Below are 16,531 nucleotides of genomic sequence, written 5' to 3'. Positions count from 1 at the left end.
GCTTCCAGCTTCCAGCTTCCAGCTTCCAGCTTCCAGCTTCCAGCTTCCAGCTTCCAGCTTCCAGCTTCCAGCTTCCAGCTTCCAGCTTCCAGCTTGCGTCCCCGTCGCGCAGTCTTTAGAATACTGGCGCCCGTTCGTCTGACGAACGGGCGCCGTGTATTTCGATAATCACCTCCTTGCTTCCCCTGGGGCGCGCATGCTGTCTCCACTGGAAGCTGTCAAACCGCAAGGAGAATCCATGCGTCACTACGAAATCGTCTTCATGGTCCACCCGGACCAGAGCGAGCAGGTTCCGGCGATGGTCGAGCGCTACACCAGCGTCGTCACCGAGAACGGCGGTACCGTGCATCGCCTCGAGGATTGGGGTCGCCGTCACCTGGCCTACCCGATCAACAAGATCCACAAGGCTCACTACGTGCTGATGAACGTCGAGTGCCGCGGCGAGACCCTCGAGGAAATCGAGAACATCTTCCGCTTCAACGACGCCATCATCCGCAGCCTGGTTGTGCGCTGCAAGGAAGCCATCACCGAGGCTTCGCCGATGATGAAGCCGGCGGAAGACAAGCGCGCCCGTCGTGACGAGAAGCCGTCACGTCCCGCCCAGTCCGCCTAAGCCACACATCGCACGTCTAAGGAGTCTTCCCCATGGCACGCTTTTTCCGTCGCCGTAAGTTCTGCCGTTTCACCGCCGAGGGCGTGAAGCAGATCGATTACAAGGATCTGGACACCCTCAAGGCCTACATCACCGAGACCGGCAAGATCGTTCCCAGCCGCATCACCGGGACCAAGGCCCGTTACCAGCGCCAGCTGTCCACCGCCATCAAGCGGGCACGCTATCTGGCACTGCTGCCCTACACCGATAGCCACCAGTAAGACGCTGGCGTGATGCTGCCCGTTGCCCGCTGGATGATGCGCGGCACGCCCCAGTCGGTCATCGGGGCGGCCGCCGCCACCCTGGTGCCCTGGCTGTTCTGGCTGGGGGCCGCCATCGCCGGCCTGGTCGCCCTGCGTCGGGGCCTGTCGCCGGCGCTGCCGGTGATCGTCGCCGCCGCCGTGCCCGCGGGATGGTGGTGGACTCGGGGCGACGTCATTCCGCTGGCCTGCATCCTGCTGGTCACGCTGATGGCGGTGGTGCTGCGCGCCCGGCTGCGCTGGAGCGAGACGTTGATCGTCGGCGCCCTTGCCGGGGCGGCGATGATCCAGTTGGGGATCTTCCTGCCCCCGGGCGGGGCCGGCCCGCTGCTGGAACAGCTCCGCCAGAGCTCGCCCGAGATCGCCTCGATGCTCGACGAGTTCGCGCGACAGGGGCTCGAGACCGAGCACCTCGCCGAATTGCTGATCGGCGGTGTCACCGGGCTGGTGGTGCTGCTGGCGGCGGTGGCCTGCCTGGCCCTGGCCAGGAGCTGGCAGGCGGGGCTGTATAACCCGGGCGGCTTCCGCGAGGAGTTCCACGCCCTGCGCCTGGCGCCGCGCGAGCTGCTGGTGCTGATGGTGATTCTCGCCGTCGGTGCGGTGCTGGTGTTGCCCGGCCTGGGCTTGATGCTCTGGGTGCCGCTGCTGGTGGCCGGCATCGCGCTGGTACATGGTGTCATCGGATTGAAGGGAATGAACGGGCTGTGGCTGGTCGCCTTCTATGTGTTGCTGATCACCACCTGGCCCATGATTCTCATCGTGCTGCTTGCGGCCCTGATCGACTCGTTCGCGGACTTCCGCGCACGGCTCGGCCGCAGCGACTGACAAGAGGTTTACGAGATGGAAGTCATTCTGCTCGACAAGATTGGCAAGCTGGGCGGTCTGGGTGACCAGGTCACCGTCAAGCCCGGTTATGGCCGCAACTACCTGGTGCCCTACGGTCTCGCCGTGCCGGCCACCAAGGACAACATCGAGGCCTTCGAGGCCCAGCGCTCCGAGCTCGAGGCCGAGGCCGCCGAGCGCAAGGCCGAAGCCGAGGCTCGCGCCGAACAGCTCAACGACATCGAGCTGTCGCTGGTCGCCAAGGCCGGTGACGAGGGCAAGCTGTTCGGTTCCATCGGTCCGCGTGACCTGGCCGACGCGATTTCCTCTGCCGGTATCGAAGTGGCCAAGAGCGAAGTCCGCATGCCGGAAGGTCCGATTCGCCAGACCGGCGAGTACGACATCGAGCTGCACCTGCACGCCGAAGTCGACGCGACCGTGCGCGTGGTGGTCGTGGCCGAATAAGCCCGAGCCCACCGGCTGCCAGGGGCGCGAGGAGAAATCCTCGCGCCCCTTTTTGCTGCCCCGTTTCCGGGCTTAGGCCTGGCGCTACCTTCGGGTAGAATGTGCCGGTCCATCGATTGCCCCGGCCAGCCGGGGCAATCGATGGCGGTACAGGGACATGTCGTCGACGGCCATCATGCCGTCGAGAGCCCTTGCCACGCCAGCGGATTCACACCTTGTTGCCGGCGTGGCTTGGGCAATGATCAAAGGGATCAGGGCGATCGTCCTTGATGGCCAGGTGAATAGCGGAGGTGCCTGTCACCATGAATGAACCCCTCGAGCTCGACCAGGAGACCGCGGCGCTGAAGGTGCCGCCGCATTCGCTGGAAGCCGAGCAATCGGTGCTCGGTGGGCTGATGCTCGACAATCAGGCCTGGGACAGCGTGGCCGACCGCCTGGTGGCGGGCGACTTCTATCGCTACGAACACCGGCTGATCTTCAACGTCATGACCGCGCTGGCCGAACAGGGCCAGCCATTGGATGTGGTGACCCTCTCCGAGGCGCTCGAGGGTCGCGATCAGCTGGAAACCGTCGGCGGCCTGGCGACCCTGGCGGAGCTGGCCCGCAATACGCCGTCGGCCAGCAATATCCGCGCCTACGCCGACATCGTTCGCGAGCGGGCCACGCTGCGCAAGCTGATCCATGCCGCCAACCAGGTCGCCGAGAGCGCCTTTGCGCCCCAGGGGCGACCGGCCGACGAGCTGGTCAACGAGGCCGAGCGTCTGGTGTTCCAGATCAGCGAGGAGCGCCCCAAGGAGGGCGGGCCCGTCGGCATGAGCGATCTGCTGGCCAAGGCAGTGGATCGCATCGACGAGATGTTCAACATGCAGGGTGAGATGACCGGCCTGTCGACCGGCTTCCGCGACCTGGACGACATGACCTCCGGCCTGCAGCCCTCGGACCTGGTGATCGTCGCCGGGCGCCCCTCCATGGGCAAGACCACCTTCGCCATGAACCTGGTGGAGCATGCGGTGATCTCCAGCGACAAGCCGGTGATGGTGTTCTCCATGGAGATGCCCGGCGAGTCGATCATGCTGCGCATGCTCTCCTCGCTGGGGCGCATCGACCAGACCCGAGTGAGGACCGGCCAGCTCGAGGACGAGGACTGGCCGCGGCTGACTTCGGCGGTCAACCTGCTCAAGGACAAGCAGCTGTTCATCGATGACACCGCGGCGCTGTCGCCCAACGAGATGCGCTCGCGTATTCGTCGGGTCGTGCGCGAGCACGGCAACCTGGCGCTGATCATGATCGATTACCTGCAGCTGATGCAGATCCCAGGCTTCTCCGAGAACCGCACCGGCGAGATCTCGGAGATCTCGCGCTCCCTGAAGGGCCTGGCCAAGGAGTTCGGCTGTCCGGTGGTGGCGCTGTCGCAGCTCAACCGCTCGCTGGAGCAGCGACCCAACAAGCGCCCGGTGATGTCGGATCTGCGGGAATCCGGGGCCATCGAGCAGGACGCCGACCTGATCGGTTTCGTCTATCGTGACGAGGTCTACAATCCGGATAACCCCGACAATCAGGGGCTGGCCGAATTCATCATCGGCAAGCAGCGTAACGGCCCCATCGGCACGGTGCATATGGCCTTCATCGGCAAGTACACCCGCTTCGAGGATCTGGCGCCTGACAGCTACGGCGAGGCCTTCGGCGAGTGACCCCTTGAGTGAGACGGTCGGCACCGTATAATCCCATCCCCCTGAACAGCACACTGGAGGAGCACCATGGCAGGCGGATTTCGGCGCGGTAATCGGCGGCGCACCCCGAAACTCGAGGCACGCGGCGAGTTGCAGTCCGCGGAGCGGGAAGGTCCGTTCAAGGAGTGGTTGGGCATGCCGGACCTCTATCGCTATCAACTGGTGGTGGATGGCGAGAACTACAGCTATCAGACTGAAGATGCCGAGTTGCCGGTGGCGATCGGCGATCGCGTGGTGTTTCGCTACAAGGAAACCAAGGCCGGCAAGTGGGTCGATCGCAACTCCCTGGGCAAGGCGATCGATCCCTCCGACTACCAGTAGCTCTCGAACGCAAGGAACCCAGGGGCTCCTTCATCGGTCATACGGTCGACACGGATTCGTCATCCGAGTGTCATCGGGCAGCGTCAGGCTGTGCCCGATCCACCCAGTGATCCCGAGATGGAGGGACCCATGGACTTCAACGACCTCAAGGCCTTCGTGGCCCAGCACGACAACTTCGAGATCCGCGTGATCGGCCATGCCGGCAGCCATTGCTACCAGGTCGAACTCGAGGACGTGGAGGGACGACGCCACATGTTGACCCGCAGCGGCAAGCCGATGCTGTTTCGCGCCCTCGACGACGTCTACCTGGAACTCAAGCGGGCCGGCATTCATCGGGCCTATCTGGTCCAGCAGGTGCCACACGACGAGGTGATCGGCCGCGACACCCACTATCGTGACCCGCTGGCTTCACGCATGCCGCTGGTCTTCTAGGTTTCATCCGCGCTACTTCGTCCGCCTTCTCAAGGCGGCCTTGAACGCTGACTGCCCCACCCAGGCGCTCGTGCGGCCTTCGCTTTCCTTCCCTCCTTATATTGGCGGACCATGACTCCGCCTCTTGCCTCAGTCGCTTTCTGCAGCCTCGTAGCCTGCGCTGTGTGCTCCCTGGCCGTAGGCCGGTTCGGTGTCGAGTGTAGCGAGGAAGGCCTCGGCTCGCTTTCTCAGTGCCGTTCGCCGGGCATCGGACATGCGAGCCAGGTTACCCAGGATGGGTTTCATGCGTGGGTTGTCGGCCAGGCGATCGGCGTGGCGTTCGATGAAGCGCCAATAAAGGCTGTTGAGGGGGCAGGCATTCTCCTCGGTGGACCGCTTGGGATCATAGCGGCAGCGCTGGCAGTGGTCCGACATGCGGTCGAGGTACTTTCCCGAAGCACAGTAGGGCTTGGAGCCCATCAGGCCGCCATCGCCGTGCAGTACCATGCCCAGGGTATTGGGCAGTTCCACCCATTCGCAGGCGTCGGCATAGACCGCCAGGTACCAGTCGCACAGCGCCGCGGGGGCCACGTCGCACAGCAGCGCAAAATTGCCGGTCACCATCAGCCGCTGGATGTGATGGGCATAGGCGTTGTCGCGGGTCATCTCGATGGCCCGTTTCAGGCAGCGCAGCTCCGTGTCACCGCTCCAGTAGAAATCGGGCAGGCCGCGCTGTCCGTCGAGGTAATTGGCGCGCTTGTAGGACGGCATGCGCGTCCAGTAGAGGCCGCGCACATACTCTCGCCAGCCGAGGATCTGGCGAATGAACCCCTCCGCTGCGTTCAGCGGTGCCTTGCCGTCCTGATAGGCCGCTTCCACGGCGGCGCATACCTCCTGGGGAGCGAGGAGCCCGAGATTCAGGGCGGCAGAAAGGCGCGAGTGGAACAGGAAGGGCTGGTCGTCGCTGATGGCGTCCTGGTAGCGACCGAAGTGGGGCAGCAGGTTGGCGATGAAGTGGCGCAGGTCGACCAGCGACTGGCGGCGTGTCACCGGCCAGTGGAACCCCTCGAGAGCGCCGAAATGGTCGCCGAAATGCTCGGCGACCAGGACCAGTACTTCACGGGTGGTGGCATCCCGGCGGTGGCATGGCGGCTCCGGCGCCTCGAGATGCTCGGGCAGCGGCTCGCGGTTGTCGTGGTCGAAGTTCCAGCGGCCTCCAAGAGGTGAGTCCCCCTCCATCAGCAGGCCGGTGTGGCGGCGCATCTCGCGGTAGAAGCCCTCCAGGCGCAGCGTGCTGCGTCCCCTGGCCCAGTCGGCGAACGCGTCCGGCGTGACGTAGAAGCGATCGTCCTCCACGAGGCGCCAGGGCAGGGCGGCGTCACGACGCTCTTGCATCGCCTGCCACAGCCGCCACTCTCCGGGACGTGTGACGCGAACCTCATCGCAGCCGTAGAGTGCGGCGAGACGTTCGGCCTCGCCGATCAGCGTCTGGACGTTGTCGGGAGCATCCAGGGCACTGTAATGGACCCGCCAGCCCTTGGCTCGAAGTTCCCCGGCGAAATGGCGCATGGCGGCGAGGATCAGCGCGATCTTCTGCGGGTGATGGGGCACGTAGCGGCCTTCTTCGGCCACCTCGCACAGGGCCACGACGGCCCCGTCAGGGGCATCGCGCAGGCTCGACAGGCTGTGGCTGAGCTGGTCGCCGAGCACCAGGATCAGGGGACACGACATGTTTCACCAAGAATTATACAAATGGAGCTGATAGTATAACTATATTCCGCGTGCTTGCCCGGGATGATAGGCTAAGGGCTGGATCATCCGACTCACGCCGATCACGGGGAAAGCGCGTCATGGCCGTCTTCAAGCACTCTTCCGATTCCGCACTGGTCGCCCCGGGCGAGGGCCGGCTTGGCCATGCGCCGCGAGGGCATCCTGCACTGCCCGAGGGTAAGGTAGGTGTGGTGCTGGCCAACCTCGGGACCCCGGACGCCACCGACTACTGGTCGATGCGGCGTTATCTCGGTGAGTTTCTCTCCGACCGCAGAGTGGTGGACTACCCGCGCTGGCTTTGGCAGCCGCTGCTGCAGCTGGTGATCCTGATCCGGCGCCCCTTCGTCTCGGGCAAGGCCTACCGCAGTATCTGGAATCAGGGGCTCGATGAGAGTCCTCTGCTGACCATCACCCGCGAACAGACCGCCAAGCTGGCGACCCGGCTCGAATCGGCCTTCGGGGATCGGGTCGAAGTGGATTTCTGCATGCGCTACGGCAACCCTTCCACCGATAGCGTGCTGCGCCGGCTGCAGGCCCGGGGGTGTGAGCGAATCCTGTTCTTCCCGCTCTATCCCCAGTATGGTTCGCCGACGACCGCCACCGCCTGCGATCAGGTCTTCCGTACCCTGATGACGCTCAAGTGGCAGCCCTCGGTGCGCACGGTGCCTGCCTATTACCGACATCCGGACTATCTCGAGGCGCTGGCCGGCTCGGTTCGAGAAGCCTACGAGGCTGCCCAGACAGCACCGGAGGTCCTGGTGGCGTCGTATCATGGCGTGCCCAAGCGCTATCTCGATGCGGGAGATCCCTACTATTGCCATTGCCGCCAGACCACGCGCCTGCTCCAGGAGGCGCTGGGGATGTCGGACGAGGCCATCGAGACCACCTTCCAGTCGAAATTCGGGCCCGAGGAGTGGGTGGGGCCGGCCACCGTCGAGCGAGTCGCCGCCCTGGCCCGGGAGGGGCGCCGGCACATCGCGGTGATCTCGCCGGCCTTCGCCGCCGACTGCGTCGAGACCCTGGAGGAGATCCAGCAGGAGATCCGCGATGCCTTCCTGGCGGCCGGCGGCGAGACCTTCACCTATGTGCCCTGCCTGAATGCCCGCGACGACCACGTCGCGGCGTTGGAAGCCATCGCCCGCCAGGAGCTGGCGGGCTGGCTCTAGTGCCCCGTTTCAAAGGTGTGACGAAGGGATGGCGGCTCAAGGGCCGCCAGCGAGTGTCGTGCCTACCGACTCACGCCGCGTCTAGTGACGTGACGAGCGTTTCTCGAGAGTGATGGGCGCGCGCTCCTCGGGGGTGCCATGCGGAACTGGCGTTTCGCCGATCTCCTCCTTGTGCAGCTCGACGGGGCGGCCGCGAGTCTTGTTGATGTACTCGAGTCGCAGGTGCAGTCCGGTCTTGGCCAGCAGGTGGGCGCTCACCGGCGCGGTGATGAACAGGAACAGGGCGATCAATACTTCCTGGATCACCGGCTCGTTGTCGGCAATGCCGAAATAGCACATCGAGCCGACCAGGATGCAGCCGATACCCATGGTGGTGGCTTTCGTCGGTCCGTGCAGGCGCATGTAGAAGTCCCGCAGGTGGGCCATGCCCAGAGATCCAATGAAGGCAAAGGCGCCGCCGGCGATCAGGAACAGGGAGATGACTCCCTCGAGAATCACGTAGAACGTCATGCCGATCGCCTCCTATTCGATGATATCGCCGCGCAGCAGGTACTTGCAGACCGCGACGGTGCCGATGAAACCGAGCATGGCGATCAGCACCGCCGCCTCGAAGTAGGTCTTGGTATTGAGCCACAGGCCGAGCAGCACGATCAGCGCGATGGAGTTCACGTACATGGTGTCCAGCGCCAGGATGCGATCGGGGAGACTGGGCCCTACCGTCAAGCGGTAGGCGTTGAGCACCAGGGCCGTCATCACCAATGTCAGGCTGATCTTCAACGCAATGTCTAGCATTCGTAGATCTCCTTGAGCGGGCGCTCGTAGCGTTCGCGAATCTGCTCGATCAACTGCTCGTCGTCCTCGGCGTCGAGCGCATGGATCAGTAGCGTCTTGCCATCCATGCGCAGGTTGGCCGACACCGTCCCCGGGGTGAGACTGATGGTGCTCGCCAGCAGCGTGATGGTGAAGCGTTCCTCCAGCATCAAGGGGTATTCCACGAAGTGCGGCCGCGAGCGCTGGCGGGGGTTGAGAATCAGCCAGGCGACCTGGAAGTTGGCGACCACGATGTCGCCGAGCACCCGCAGTATGTAGCGCAGCAAGAGCCCCGGGCGCTTGATCTGTGGCTGGACATCCCAGAAGCGATAGGTGAACAGTGGGATCGCGACGGCCAGCAAGCCGCCCAGCAGGAAGTGGCCGAAGGACAGGCTACGCACCAGCAGCAGCCAGACCACCAGCAGCAGCAGCGACAGCAGCGGGATCGGAAGCCAGGAACGGGGGCGGATCATGAGGCGTCTCCAGCATCGGACAGCAGGGTGCGAACCACGGCGTCGGGGTTGGCCAACTGTTCGGCGGTGGCGTGGGTATAGTCGCTGATGGGACCAGCCAAGGCCACTAACAGGGGAGAGGCGGCCAGCAACAGGCTGACGCCGATCCAGTGTTGACGGGGCAATGGTTCGCCGTCGCGCTCGCCCTGCTGGCTGCGCCAGAACAGCGTCGAGCCGGCCCGCGACAGCGCGATCATGGCGCTCAGGCCGCTGGCCAGCAGCAGCGGCCATAGCCAGGGCTGCTGGGCATGGGTGGCGGCATCCAGCAGCAGTGCCTTGCCGATGGCGCCGGACAGCGGCGGCAGGCCCGCCACGGCAATGGCGCCGCCCAGGAACAGCAGCGCCAGGGCACCGCCCTGGGTCAGTGGCCTGCCCTTGACGATGCGGGTACCGGCCTTGCCGCGTTGCAATCCGATCATCTCGGCGAGCAGGAACAACCCCCCGGTGATCAGGGTCGTGTGGACCAGGTAGTAAAGCAGCGAGGCGGTGGCCTCGACCGAGCCCATGCCGACCCCGGCCAGCAGCGTGCCCACCGAGACCAGCACCAGATAGGCGACCAGCAAGCGCAGGTCGCGTGCCGCCAGTACGCCGAGGGTCGCCACCGCCAGCGTTGCCAGCGAAAGCCACCACACCCAGGGTTGCTGCAGGGCGGCCAGGTCCCCGGCCTGTTCGCCGAACACCAGTGAGTAGACTCGCAGGATGGCGTAGACGCCGACCTTGGTCATGATGGCGAACAGCGCCGCCACCGGGGCCGGCGCCGCAGAATAGGCCCGAGGCAGCCAGAAATACAGCGGCAGTATGGCGGACTTGAGGCCGAACACTACCAGCAGCAGCAGGGCGCCGGCAGTCACCAGGCCGGTGCGCTCGGCGGGCAGCTCGCCCAGGCGCACCGCCATGTCGGCCATGTTGAGGGTGCCGGTGGCGCCATACAGGGTGCCCACGGCGATCAGGAACAGCGCCGAGCCGGCCAGATTGAGCACGACGTAGTGAACCGCGGCCTGGGTGCGCGACTTGCCACCGCCGTGAAGCAGCAGGGCGTAGGAGGCCAGCAGCAGCACCTCGAAGAACACGAAGAGGTTGAACAGGTCGCCGGTCAGGAAGGCGCCGTTGATGCCCATCAGCTGCAACTGGAAGAGGCCGTGGAAGTTGCTGCCCTGCTCATCGTCGCCGCCGCAGGCGAAGATCACGCAACCCAGTGCCAGCACCGAGGTGAGCAGGACCAGCAGCGCAGAGAGTCGGTCCAGGACCAGCACGATGCCGAACGGGGGCTGCCAGTCTCCCAAGGCGTAGTAGGCGATCTCGCCATCTGCCGCACGGGCCAGCAGCAAGGCGGATACCAACACCAGCAGAAGGGTGGCGCCTACGCCAAGCCTGCGCTTGAGGCGGGTGCCCCCGAGTCGCGAGCGCAGCAGTATCACGCCGGCGAGCAGCGGCAGGACGATGGGCAGGACGATCAGGTGTTGACTCATCGACGCCCCTCCTCGCGATCTTCGCGGGTACGGCCGTCGACATGGTCGTTGCCCATGTCGCCGCGGGCCCGCATGGCCAGGATCACCGCGAAGGCGGTCATGGCGAAGCCGATGACGATGGCGGTCAGCACCAGCGCCTGGGGTAACGGGTCGGCATAGTGCCGGTCACCATCGATGATGGCCGCGCCATGGGTGGTCAGCCCGCCCATGGAAAACAGGAACAGGTTGACCGCGTAGGACAACAGGGTCAGGCCCACCACCACGGGAAAGGTGCGGCCCCGCAGCATCAGGTAGAGGCCGCAGGCGCTCAGCACGCCGGTGGTGATGGCATAGAGACTTTCCATCAGCGTTTCTCCTTGCCGGTGGCGGTGTCGGCAGAGTGGTCGTCCTTCACCGGACGGTGCGCGGTGGTCACCTTGCCGAGGTTGGCCAGAATCATCAGGGTTGCGCCCACCACGGCCAGGTAGACCCCCAGGTCGAAGAGCAGGGCGGTGGCCAGTTCGAAGTCACCGACCAGCGGCAGGTGGAAATGGCCGAAGGCCGAGGTCAGGAAGGGATGGCCGAACAGCCAGCTGCCAAGCCCGGTCAAGGCCGCCAGGCCCACGCCGGCGATGGCCACCGGCTGGTACTGGAAGTCGAGGCGCGACTGGGCCCATTCCACCCCCCGGGCCATGAGCAGCAGGATCAGCGCCACGGCGGTGATCAATCCGGCGATGAACCCCCCGCCAGGCAGGTTGTGGCCGCGCAGGAAGATGAAGGCGGAGACCAGCAGGGCCAGCGGCAGCAGGGCCTGGGAGATGGTGGTGAGGATCATCGGATAGCGATCCGGGCACCATAGCCGCCCCTCGGCGTCGCTGTGCGGCATGAACAGCCGCAGGCGGTTGAGCAGCTTGAAGATGGCCAGCCCGGCAATGGCCAGTACGGTGATCTCGCCCAGGGTATCGAAGCCTCGGAAGTCGACCAGGATGACGTTGACCACGTTGTGGCCGCCACCGCCGGTCACGCTGTTGTCGAGGAAGAAGCCCGAGATGCTGCTGATGTCGCGGGTCAGCACGGCGTAGTTGAGGCTGGCGATGGTCATGCCCAGGGCGCTGGCCAGGGCGGCGTCGCGTAGGCTGCGCGGCAGCGAGGACTCGCGGGGCGTCTTCTGCGGCAGGAAGAACAGTGCCAGCATCAGCAGGATGATGGTCACCACCTCTACCGAGAGCTGGGTCAGTGCCAGGTCCGGGGCGGAGAAGCGCGCGAAGGTCAGCGATACCAGCAGCCCCACCATGGACAGCATCAGCAGCGAGATGAGGCGGTGGCGGTGGGTGATCGCCGTGGCCAGCCCGCTGAAGATCAGCAGTGCCGCCCCGGTCAGCAGCACACCGTCCACCGGTTGCTGGGGTTGGTCGCCGGCCAGGCTCGGCATCTGGCCCAGCCCCAGGGCGACGAGCCCCAGGGCCGCCAGCAACAGCAGCCCCATGTAGCGTTGCAGAGAGGCGTTGTCGAGGTGCCCCAGCAGGCGTTCGGCGTGTCGTGCCGAGCGCTGCATGGCGGCCTCGAATACCAGTCGCGCATCCACCGGCCGAAAGCCGCGCAGGAAGCGGCGCAGGTGAGCGTGGAGCAGGTAGAGGCCCACCCCGGCGACCAGGGCCACGGCACTCATCGCCAGCGGCAGGTTGAAGCCGTGCCAGATCGCCAGGTGGAACTCCAGCGGCACCAGCAGGACGGCGCGGGTGGCCAGGTCGAGCAGGCCGCCGGCCAGCGCCGAGGGGAACAGGCCGACCAGCACGCACAGCGCCGTCAGCAGCGCCATCGGCGCGCTCATCATGCGAGGCGGATCGTGCGGTGCCTTGGGCGGGGCCTGGCGCGGCGCCTTGAAGAATACGGCGTGGACCAGGCGCAGCGAGTAGGCCACCGACAGCACGCCACCGGCGGTGGCCAGCGCTGGCATCAGCCAGCTCAGGCCGCCCAGGACCGGCGTTTCCAGGGTTTCGGTGAACAGCATCTCCTTGGACAGGAAGCCGTTGAGCAGCGGCACCCCGGCCATCGCCGCGCCGGCGATGGCCGTCAGCACGGCGGTGAGCGGCATGACGCGCGCCAGCCCACCCAGGCGGGCCAGCTCGCGAGTGCCGGTCTCGTGGTCGATGATCCCCGAGCCCATGAACAGCGCCGCCTTGAAGGTGGCGTGATTGAGGATGTGGAACAGCGCGGCCAGCACGGCCATGGGGCTGCCGATGCCCAGCAGGACCGTGATCAGGCCCAGGTGACTGACCGTGGAGAACGCCAGGATGCCCTTGAGGTCGGTCTTCATCAGCGCAAACCAGGCGCCATAGAGCAGGGTGGTCATGCCCACCAGCGAGACCACCAGGGTCCATAGCTCGCTGCCGGCCAGCGCGGGATGCAGGCGAGCCATCAGAAAGATACCGGCCTTGACCATGGTCGCCGAGTGCAGATAGGCCGAGACCGGCGTCGGTGCGGCCATGGCGTGGGGCAGCCAGAACTGGAAGGGAAACTGGGCCGACTTGGCGAAGGCGCCCAGCAGCACCAGGGCGAGGATCAGCGGATAGCGCGGATCGGCGAGGATCGCGTCGCCGCTGGTCAGCACCCGGTCCAGGTTGTAGCTGCCGACGACATCGCCGATCAGCAGGAAACCGGCCAGCAGCGCCAGTCCACCGGCACCGGTGACCGCCAACGCCATGCGCGCACCCTTGCGGGCATCGCTGCGGTGGGACCAGAAGCCGATCAGCAGGAAGGACGACAGGCTGGTGAGCTCCCAGAACAGCCACAGTAGCAGCAGGTTGTCGGCCATCACGATGCCGACCATGGAGGCCATGAACAGGATCAGGTAGGCATAGAAGCGTCCGTAGGGTTCTTCCGGCGCCAGATAGTAGTGGGCGTAGAGCAGGATCAGCAGGCCGATGCCCAGGATCAGCAAGTTGAACAAGAGTGTCAGGCCATCGAGGCGGAAGGCCAGCTCCAGGCCGAGCGCCGGGATCCAGTCGACGGCGAAACGCAGCGTCTCTCCGTCGAGCAGTGCCGGCACTTCGGCCAGCGTCAGTAGCAGCGCCAGGGCGGGCAGGGCGGCGGTGGCCAGGGAACATTCGCGGCGTCTCAGGCTGGCGCCGAGCGCCGGCACCAGCACACCGAGAAGGGGTAGCAGCGCTATCCACAGCAAGGTCATCGGTCGGTCATCCTGCACGGTTGCGTTGGCTCAGGGCGTCATCATGCCGAGGGTGCGGCCGAACGCAAGTGGCAGGCGTCGCATCCGTCCCTGGGCGAGTCGTGCCCCATGAAGGCAATCGCCCCACACTGTACCGTAACAGGGCAGTGTCCGCGCGCTTCTTGGTCGCCGGCGGCCAGTCTCGACTAGAGTGGAAGGGAGCGTCCGTCGAATGGCCCCATGCCCGGGGGCCGGGGAGCGCGTCATGCAGGCGCTGGTATTGGGGGGCTTCGTGGTGTCGGGGGTGGCGCCCTGGCTGCATCGCCTCATGGGGGGGCGTGCTGCGCTGCTGCTGGCACTGTGGCCCGCCGCTATCCTGGCCTGGCTGCTGGGGCAGTGGTCTGGCGTGGTGGCCGGTGAGGCTCTGGTCAGCGAGTGGGCCTGGATGCCCGCCCTCGACGTCAGCCTGACGTTCCGCCTCGACGGCCTGGCGCTGCTGTTTGCCCTGCTGATCGTCGGCATCGGTGGTCTGGTACTGGTCTATGCCGGGGGCTACCTGCGAGGACATTCTCAACTGCCGCGCTTTCTGGTGCTCTTTCTCGTCTTCATGACGGCGATGCTCGGCCTGGTCCTGGCCGATAACCTGGTGGCACTGTTCGTGTTCTGGGAGCTCACCGGGTTGAGTTCCTATCTGCTGATCGGCTTTCGCCACACCGACCCGCTGGCTCGCCAGGCCGCACGGCAGGCATTGTTGATCACCACCGGCGGCGGGCTGGCGCTGCTGGTGGGGTTGATTCTGCTGGCCCAGGCCGGCGACAGCTGGTCGCTGGCCACGCTGGTGACCCGCGGCGACACGCTTCGCGCCCATCCGCTCTATCCATGCCTGCTGGCCGGCATACTCCTCGGAGCCTTCACCAAGTCGGCCCAGTTCCCCTTCCAGTTCTGGCTGCCCAACGCCATGGTGGCGCCGACCCCGGTCTCGGCCTATCTGCACTCGGCGACCCTGGTCAAGGCCGGTATCTACCTCATGGCGCGCCTGCACCCAGCGTTGGGCGGCAGCGTCGCCTGGACGCTGACCCTGGTGCTGGTCGGCGGAGTGACCCTGGTGCTGGGGGCGGTGATGGCGCTGCGCCAGACCAATCTCAAGCTGATGCTGGCCCACTCCACGGTGATGGCGCTCGGTGTCATGACGCTGCTGCTGGGCGTCGGCACCCGAACGGCGTTGACGGCCTGCCTGGTGTTCCTGGTGGCCCACGCCTTCTACAAGGGCGCCTTGTTCCTGGTCGCCGGGATCCTCGACGTCTCCACCGGGACCCTGGACATCACCGCCATGGGTGGCCTGCGTCACGCGTTGCCCGGCACCGCCCTGGTCGCCGCCCTGGCCGCGCTGTCGCTGGCCGGGCTGCCTCCGACCCTGGGCTTCGTCGCCAAGGAGCAGGTGTGGGCGACATTACTGACGTCGGATCCTTGGGGCGGGGTGGCGCTGGCGGCGTTGGTCCCGGCGGCCGGGCTGATGGTGGCGGTGGCCGCCATCGTTGCCGTGCGGCCCTTCTTCGGCCCTCCGGTCGCCACGCCGCGGGCGCCGCGCAGCCGGCCGTCGTCGCTGCTGCTCGGCGCAGCGCCGTTGGCCACGCTCTCGCTGCTGGCCGGGCTTGGGCCCGGGGTGCTCGATGGCCTGTTGAGCGCCGCCCTGTCGGCGATCGGGGCGCCGGGCGAGGCGCCGCATCTGGCGCTGTGGCACGGTTTCGGCTGGCCCTTGGCGCTGTCGCTGGGCGGGCTGCTGCTGGGATGGCTGGCCTTCCGCCACTGGGACCGGCTGCGCGGCTGGCTGGAGGTTGGCCTGGCGCCGTGGGTGGCGCGCGGGCCTGAGGTCTGGCATGCGGCGCTGGGCTGGCGGACCCTGCAACTGGCGGAGTGGCAGACCCGATGGCTGCAGAACGGTCATCTGCGCTCCTACCTGGCGATCATCCTGATGAGCTGGATCGGCCTGGTCGGACAGGCGCTGGTCGTCCATCACGGCCTGCCAGGGTGGCCGTCATCGGGCATTCAGGCCTTCGAGGGGATGGTGGCAGGACTGATGGCCGTTGCCGCCGTGACGGCCTGTCTGGTGCGTTCGCGGCTGGCCGCCGTGGCGGCGCTCGGCAGCATGGGGTTCGCCATCGCCCTGACCTTCGTGCTGTTCTCCGCTCCCGACCTGGCGATCACCCAGCTGTTGGTGGAAACGCTCACCGTGGTGCTGCTGGCCCTGGTGCTGTTTCGCCTGCCGCACTTCACCCGGCTGTCATCGTTCCGGCAGCGGTGGCGCGACCTCGGTATAGCCGGACTGGCCGGTGGCCTGGTAACCGCCCTGATGCTGGCCGTGCTCGACGGCGAGCGACTGCCGCGCATTTCCGACTGGATGGTCAGCCAAGGCCAGCCCCTGGGGCATGGCCGCAATCTGGTCAACGTCATCCTGGTGGACATCCGCGCCCTGGATACCCTGGGCGAGGTGTTCGTGCTGGCCCTGGCCGCCACCGGGGTCTACGCCATGCTGTGCCTGCGCGCCGAGGAGTCGTCATGGTCAAGTCCGGCACCCTGATCCTCGGCGTGGCCGCCCAGCTGCTGTTGCCCCTGCAGCTGTTGTTCTCGGTGTTCCTGCTGCTGCGCGGACATGATACGCCCGGCGGCGGCTTCATCGCCGGCCTGGTCGCCGCCGGTGGTTTTGCTCTTTACCTCTTTGCCCACGGTCGCCGAGCCCTGACCGCCCTGCTGAGGATCGCTCCCCGCGACATGGTCGGCCTGGGATTGCTGCTCGGCGTGGCGTCCACCCTGCCGGCCTGGTGGCGAGGCGAGCCGTTCTTTACCGCCCAGTGGTGGACGCTGCCGCCGTTCGGCGTAGCGCTGTCGACGCCGCTGCTGTTCGACCTGGGCGTCTACCTGGTGGTGCTCGGTGCGCTGTTGACGGCCATTACGGCTCTGGTGGAGATCGATCAGGACGACGTGCCGTCCTGAAGGAGGT

General features: G+C 66.4%; 17 protein-coding genes. 10 read left to right on the top strand and 7 right to left on the bottom strand.

The window, feature by feature from the left end; translation table 11 throughout:
- Window positions 1–238 precede the first annotated feature (238 nt).
- The 7 genes from rpsF (at window position 239) to FHR96_RS19245 (ending at window position 4,682) form a co-directional block, all read left to right on the top strand.
- Window positions 239–613, top strand: coding sequence for a 30S ribosomal protein S6 (gene rpsF / locus FHR96_RS19275; protein ID WP_183389350.1), 375 nt, complete (start codon window positions 239–241; stop codon window positions 611–613).
- 32 nt (window positions 614–645) lie between these two features.
- Complete coding sequence (gene rpsR / locus FHR96_RS19270) at window positions 646–873, top strand: 30S ribosomal protein S18 (RefSeq protein ID WP_016853668.1); 228 nt, start codon at window positions 646–648, stop codon at window positions 871–873.
- A gap of 12 nt (window positions 874–885) precedes the next feature.
- A complete protein-coding gene (locus FHR96_RS19265; RefSeq protein WP_183389354.1) occupies window positions 886–1,737 on the top strand; it encodes a hypothetical protein in 852 nt (283 codons plus the stop codon).
- 15 nt (window positions 1,738–1,752) lie between these two features.
- Complete coding sequence (gene rplI, locus FHR96_RS19260; protein ID WP_183389349.1) at window positions 1,753–2,199, top strand: 50S ribosomal protein L9; 447 nt, start codon at window positions 1,753–1,755, stop codon at window positions 2,197–2,199.
- 302 nt (window positions 2,200–2,501) lie between these two features.
- A complete protein-coding gene (dnaB, locus tag FHR96_RS19255) occupies window positions 2,502–3,890 on the top strand; it encodes a replicative DNA helicase (protein WP_183389348.1) in 1,389 nt (462 codons plus the stop codon).
- Window positions 3,891–3,956: 66 nt separating this feature from the next.
- On the top strand, window positions 3,957–4,250 hold the full coding sequence (locus FHR96_RS19250) for a hypothetical protein (RefSeq protein ID WP_183389347.1): 294 nt from the start codon (window positions 3,957–3,959) through the stop codon (window positions 4,248–4,250).
- Window positions 4,251–4,379: 129 nt separating this feature from the next.
- Window positions 4,380–4,682 (top strand): DUF6482 family protein, encoded by a 303-nt coding sequence (locus tag FHR96_RS19245; protein WP_183389346.1) that lies wholly within the window; start codon window positions 4,380–4,382, stop codon window positions 4,680–4,682.
- 129 nt (window positions 4,683–4,811) lie between these two features.
- Here the strand turns inward: FHR96_RS19245 and FHR96_RS19240 are convergent, their stop codons facing one another.
- Window positions 4,812–6,392: a cryptochrome/photolyase family protein gene (locus FHR96_RS19240; RefSeq protein WP_183389345.1), complete on the bottom strand. Its 1,581-nt coding sequence runs from the start codon at window positions 6,390–6,392 to the stop codon at window positions 4,812–4,814.
- A 119-nt stretch (window positions 6,393–6,511) separates the two neighbouring features.
- Between FHR96_RS19240 and hemH the strand changes: the two genes are divergently transcribed.
- Window positions 6,512–7,597: a ferrochelatase gene (gene hemH, locus FHR96_RS19235; protein WP_183389344.1), complete on the top strand. Its 1,086-nt coding sequence runs from the start codon at window positions 6,512–6,514 to the stop codon at window positions 7,595–7,597.
- An 81-nt stretch (window positions 7,598–7,678) separates the two neighbouring features.
- Here the strand turns inward: hemH and FHR96_RS19230 are convergent, their stop codons facing one another.
- The 6 genes from FHR96_RS19230 to FHR96_RS19205 are packed head-to-tail and all read right to left on the bottom strand — an operon-like array spanning window position 7,679 to window position 13,554.
- Complete coding sequence (locus tag FHR96_RS19230; protein WP_183389343.1) at window positions 7,679–8,107, bottom strand: Na+/H+ antiporter subunit G; 429 nt, start codon at window positions 8,105–8,107, stop codon at window positions 7,679–7,681.
- A 12-nt stretch (window positions 8,108–8,119) separates the two neighbouring features.
- Window positions 8,120–8,389 carry a K+/H+ antiporter subunit F gene (locus FHR96_RS19225; protein ID WP_183389342.1) on the bottom strand — a complete coding sequence of 90 codons (270 nt, stop codon included), beginning with the start codon at window positions 8,387–8,389 and terminating at the stop codon, window positions 8,120–8,122.
- Window positions 8,383–8,880, bottom strand: a complete 498-nt coding sequence (locus FHR96_RS19220) for a Na+/H+ antiporter subunit E (protein WP_183389341.1) — start codon at window positions 8,878–8,880, stop codon at window positions 8,383–8,385. The genes FHR96_RS19225 and FHR96_RS19220 overlap by 7 nt, the downstream gene beginning before the upstream one ends.
- On the bottom strand, window positions 8,877–10,388 hold the full coding sequence (locus FHR96_RS19215; RefSeq protein ID WP_183389340.1) for a monovalent cation/H+ antiporter subunit D: 1,512 nt from the start codon (window positions 10,386–10,388) through the stop codon (window positions 8,877–8,879). Before FHR96_RS19215 ends, FHR96_RS19220 begins: the two co-directional genes overlap by 4 nt.
- A complete protein-coding gene (locus FHR96_RS19210; protein WP_183389339.1) occupies window positions 10,385–10,732 on the bottom strand; it encodes a Na+/H+ antiporter subunit C in 348 nt (115 codons plus the stop codon). Before FHR96_RS19210 ends, FHR96_RS19215 begins: the two co-directional genes overlap by 4 nt.
- Complete coding sequence (locus FHR96_RS19205) at window positions 10,732–13,554, bottom strand: monovalent cation/H+ antiporter subunit A (protein WP_183389338.1); 2,823 nt, start codon at window positions 13,552–13,554, stop codon at window positions 10,732–10,734. The genes FHR96_RS19210 and FHR96_RS19205 overlap by 1 nt, the downstream gene beginning before the upstream one ends.
- Before the next feature lie 244 nt (window positions 13,555–13,798).
- Between FHR96_RS19205 and mbhE the strand changes: the two genes are divergently transcribed.
- On the top strand, window positions 13,799–16,111 hold the full coding sequence (gene mbhE / locus FHR96_RS19200) for a hydrogen gas-evolving membrane-bound hydrogenase subunit E (RefSeq protein WP_183389337.1): 2,313 nt from the start codon (window positions 13,799–13,801) through the stop codon (window positions 16,109–16,111).
- Window positions 16,090–16,524 (top strand): Na+/H+ antiporter subunit B, encoded by a 435-nt coding sequence (locus FHR96_RS19195; protein WP_183389336.1) that lies wholly within the window; start codon window positions 16,090–16,092, stop codon window positions 16,522–16,524. Before mbhE ends, FHR96_RS19195 begins: the two co-directional genes overlap by 22 nt.
- Window positions 16,525–16,531 lie beyond the last annotated feature (7 nt).

It is taken from the genome of Halomonas organivorans (assembly GCF_014192055.1).
In the GTDB taxonomy this organism is placed as follows: Bacteria; Pseudomonadota; Gammaproteobacteria; order Pseudomonadales; family Halomonadaceae; genus Halomonas; species Halomonas organivorans.
This window is presented reverse-complemented; position numbering and strand designations above follow the sequence as displayed.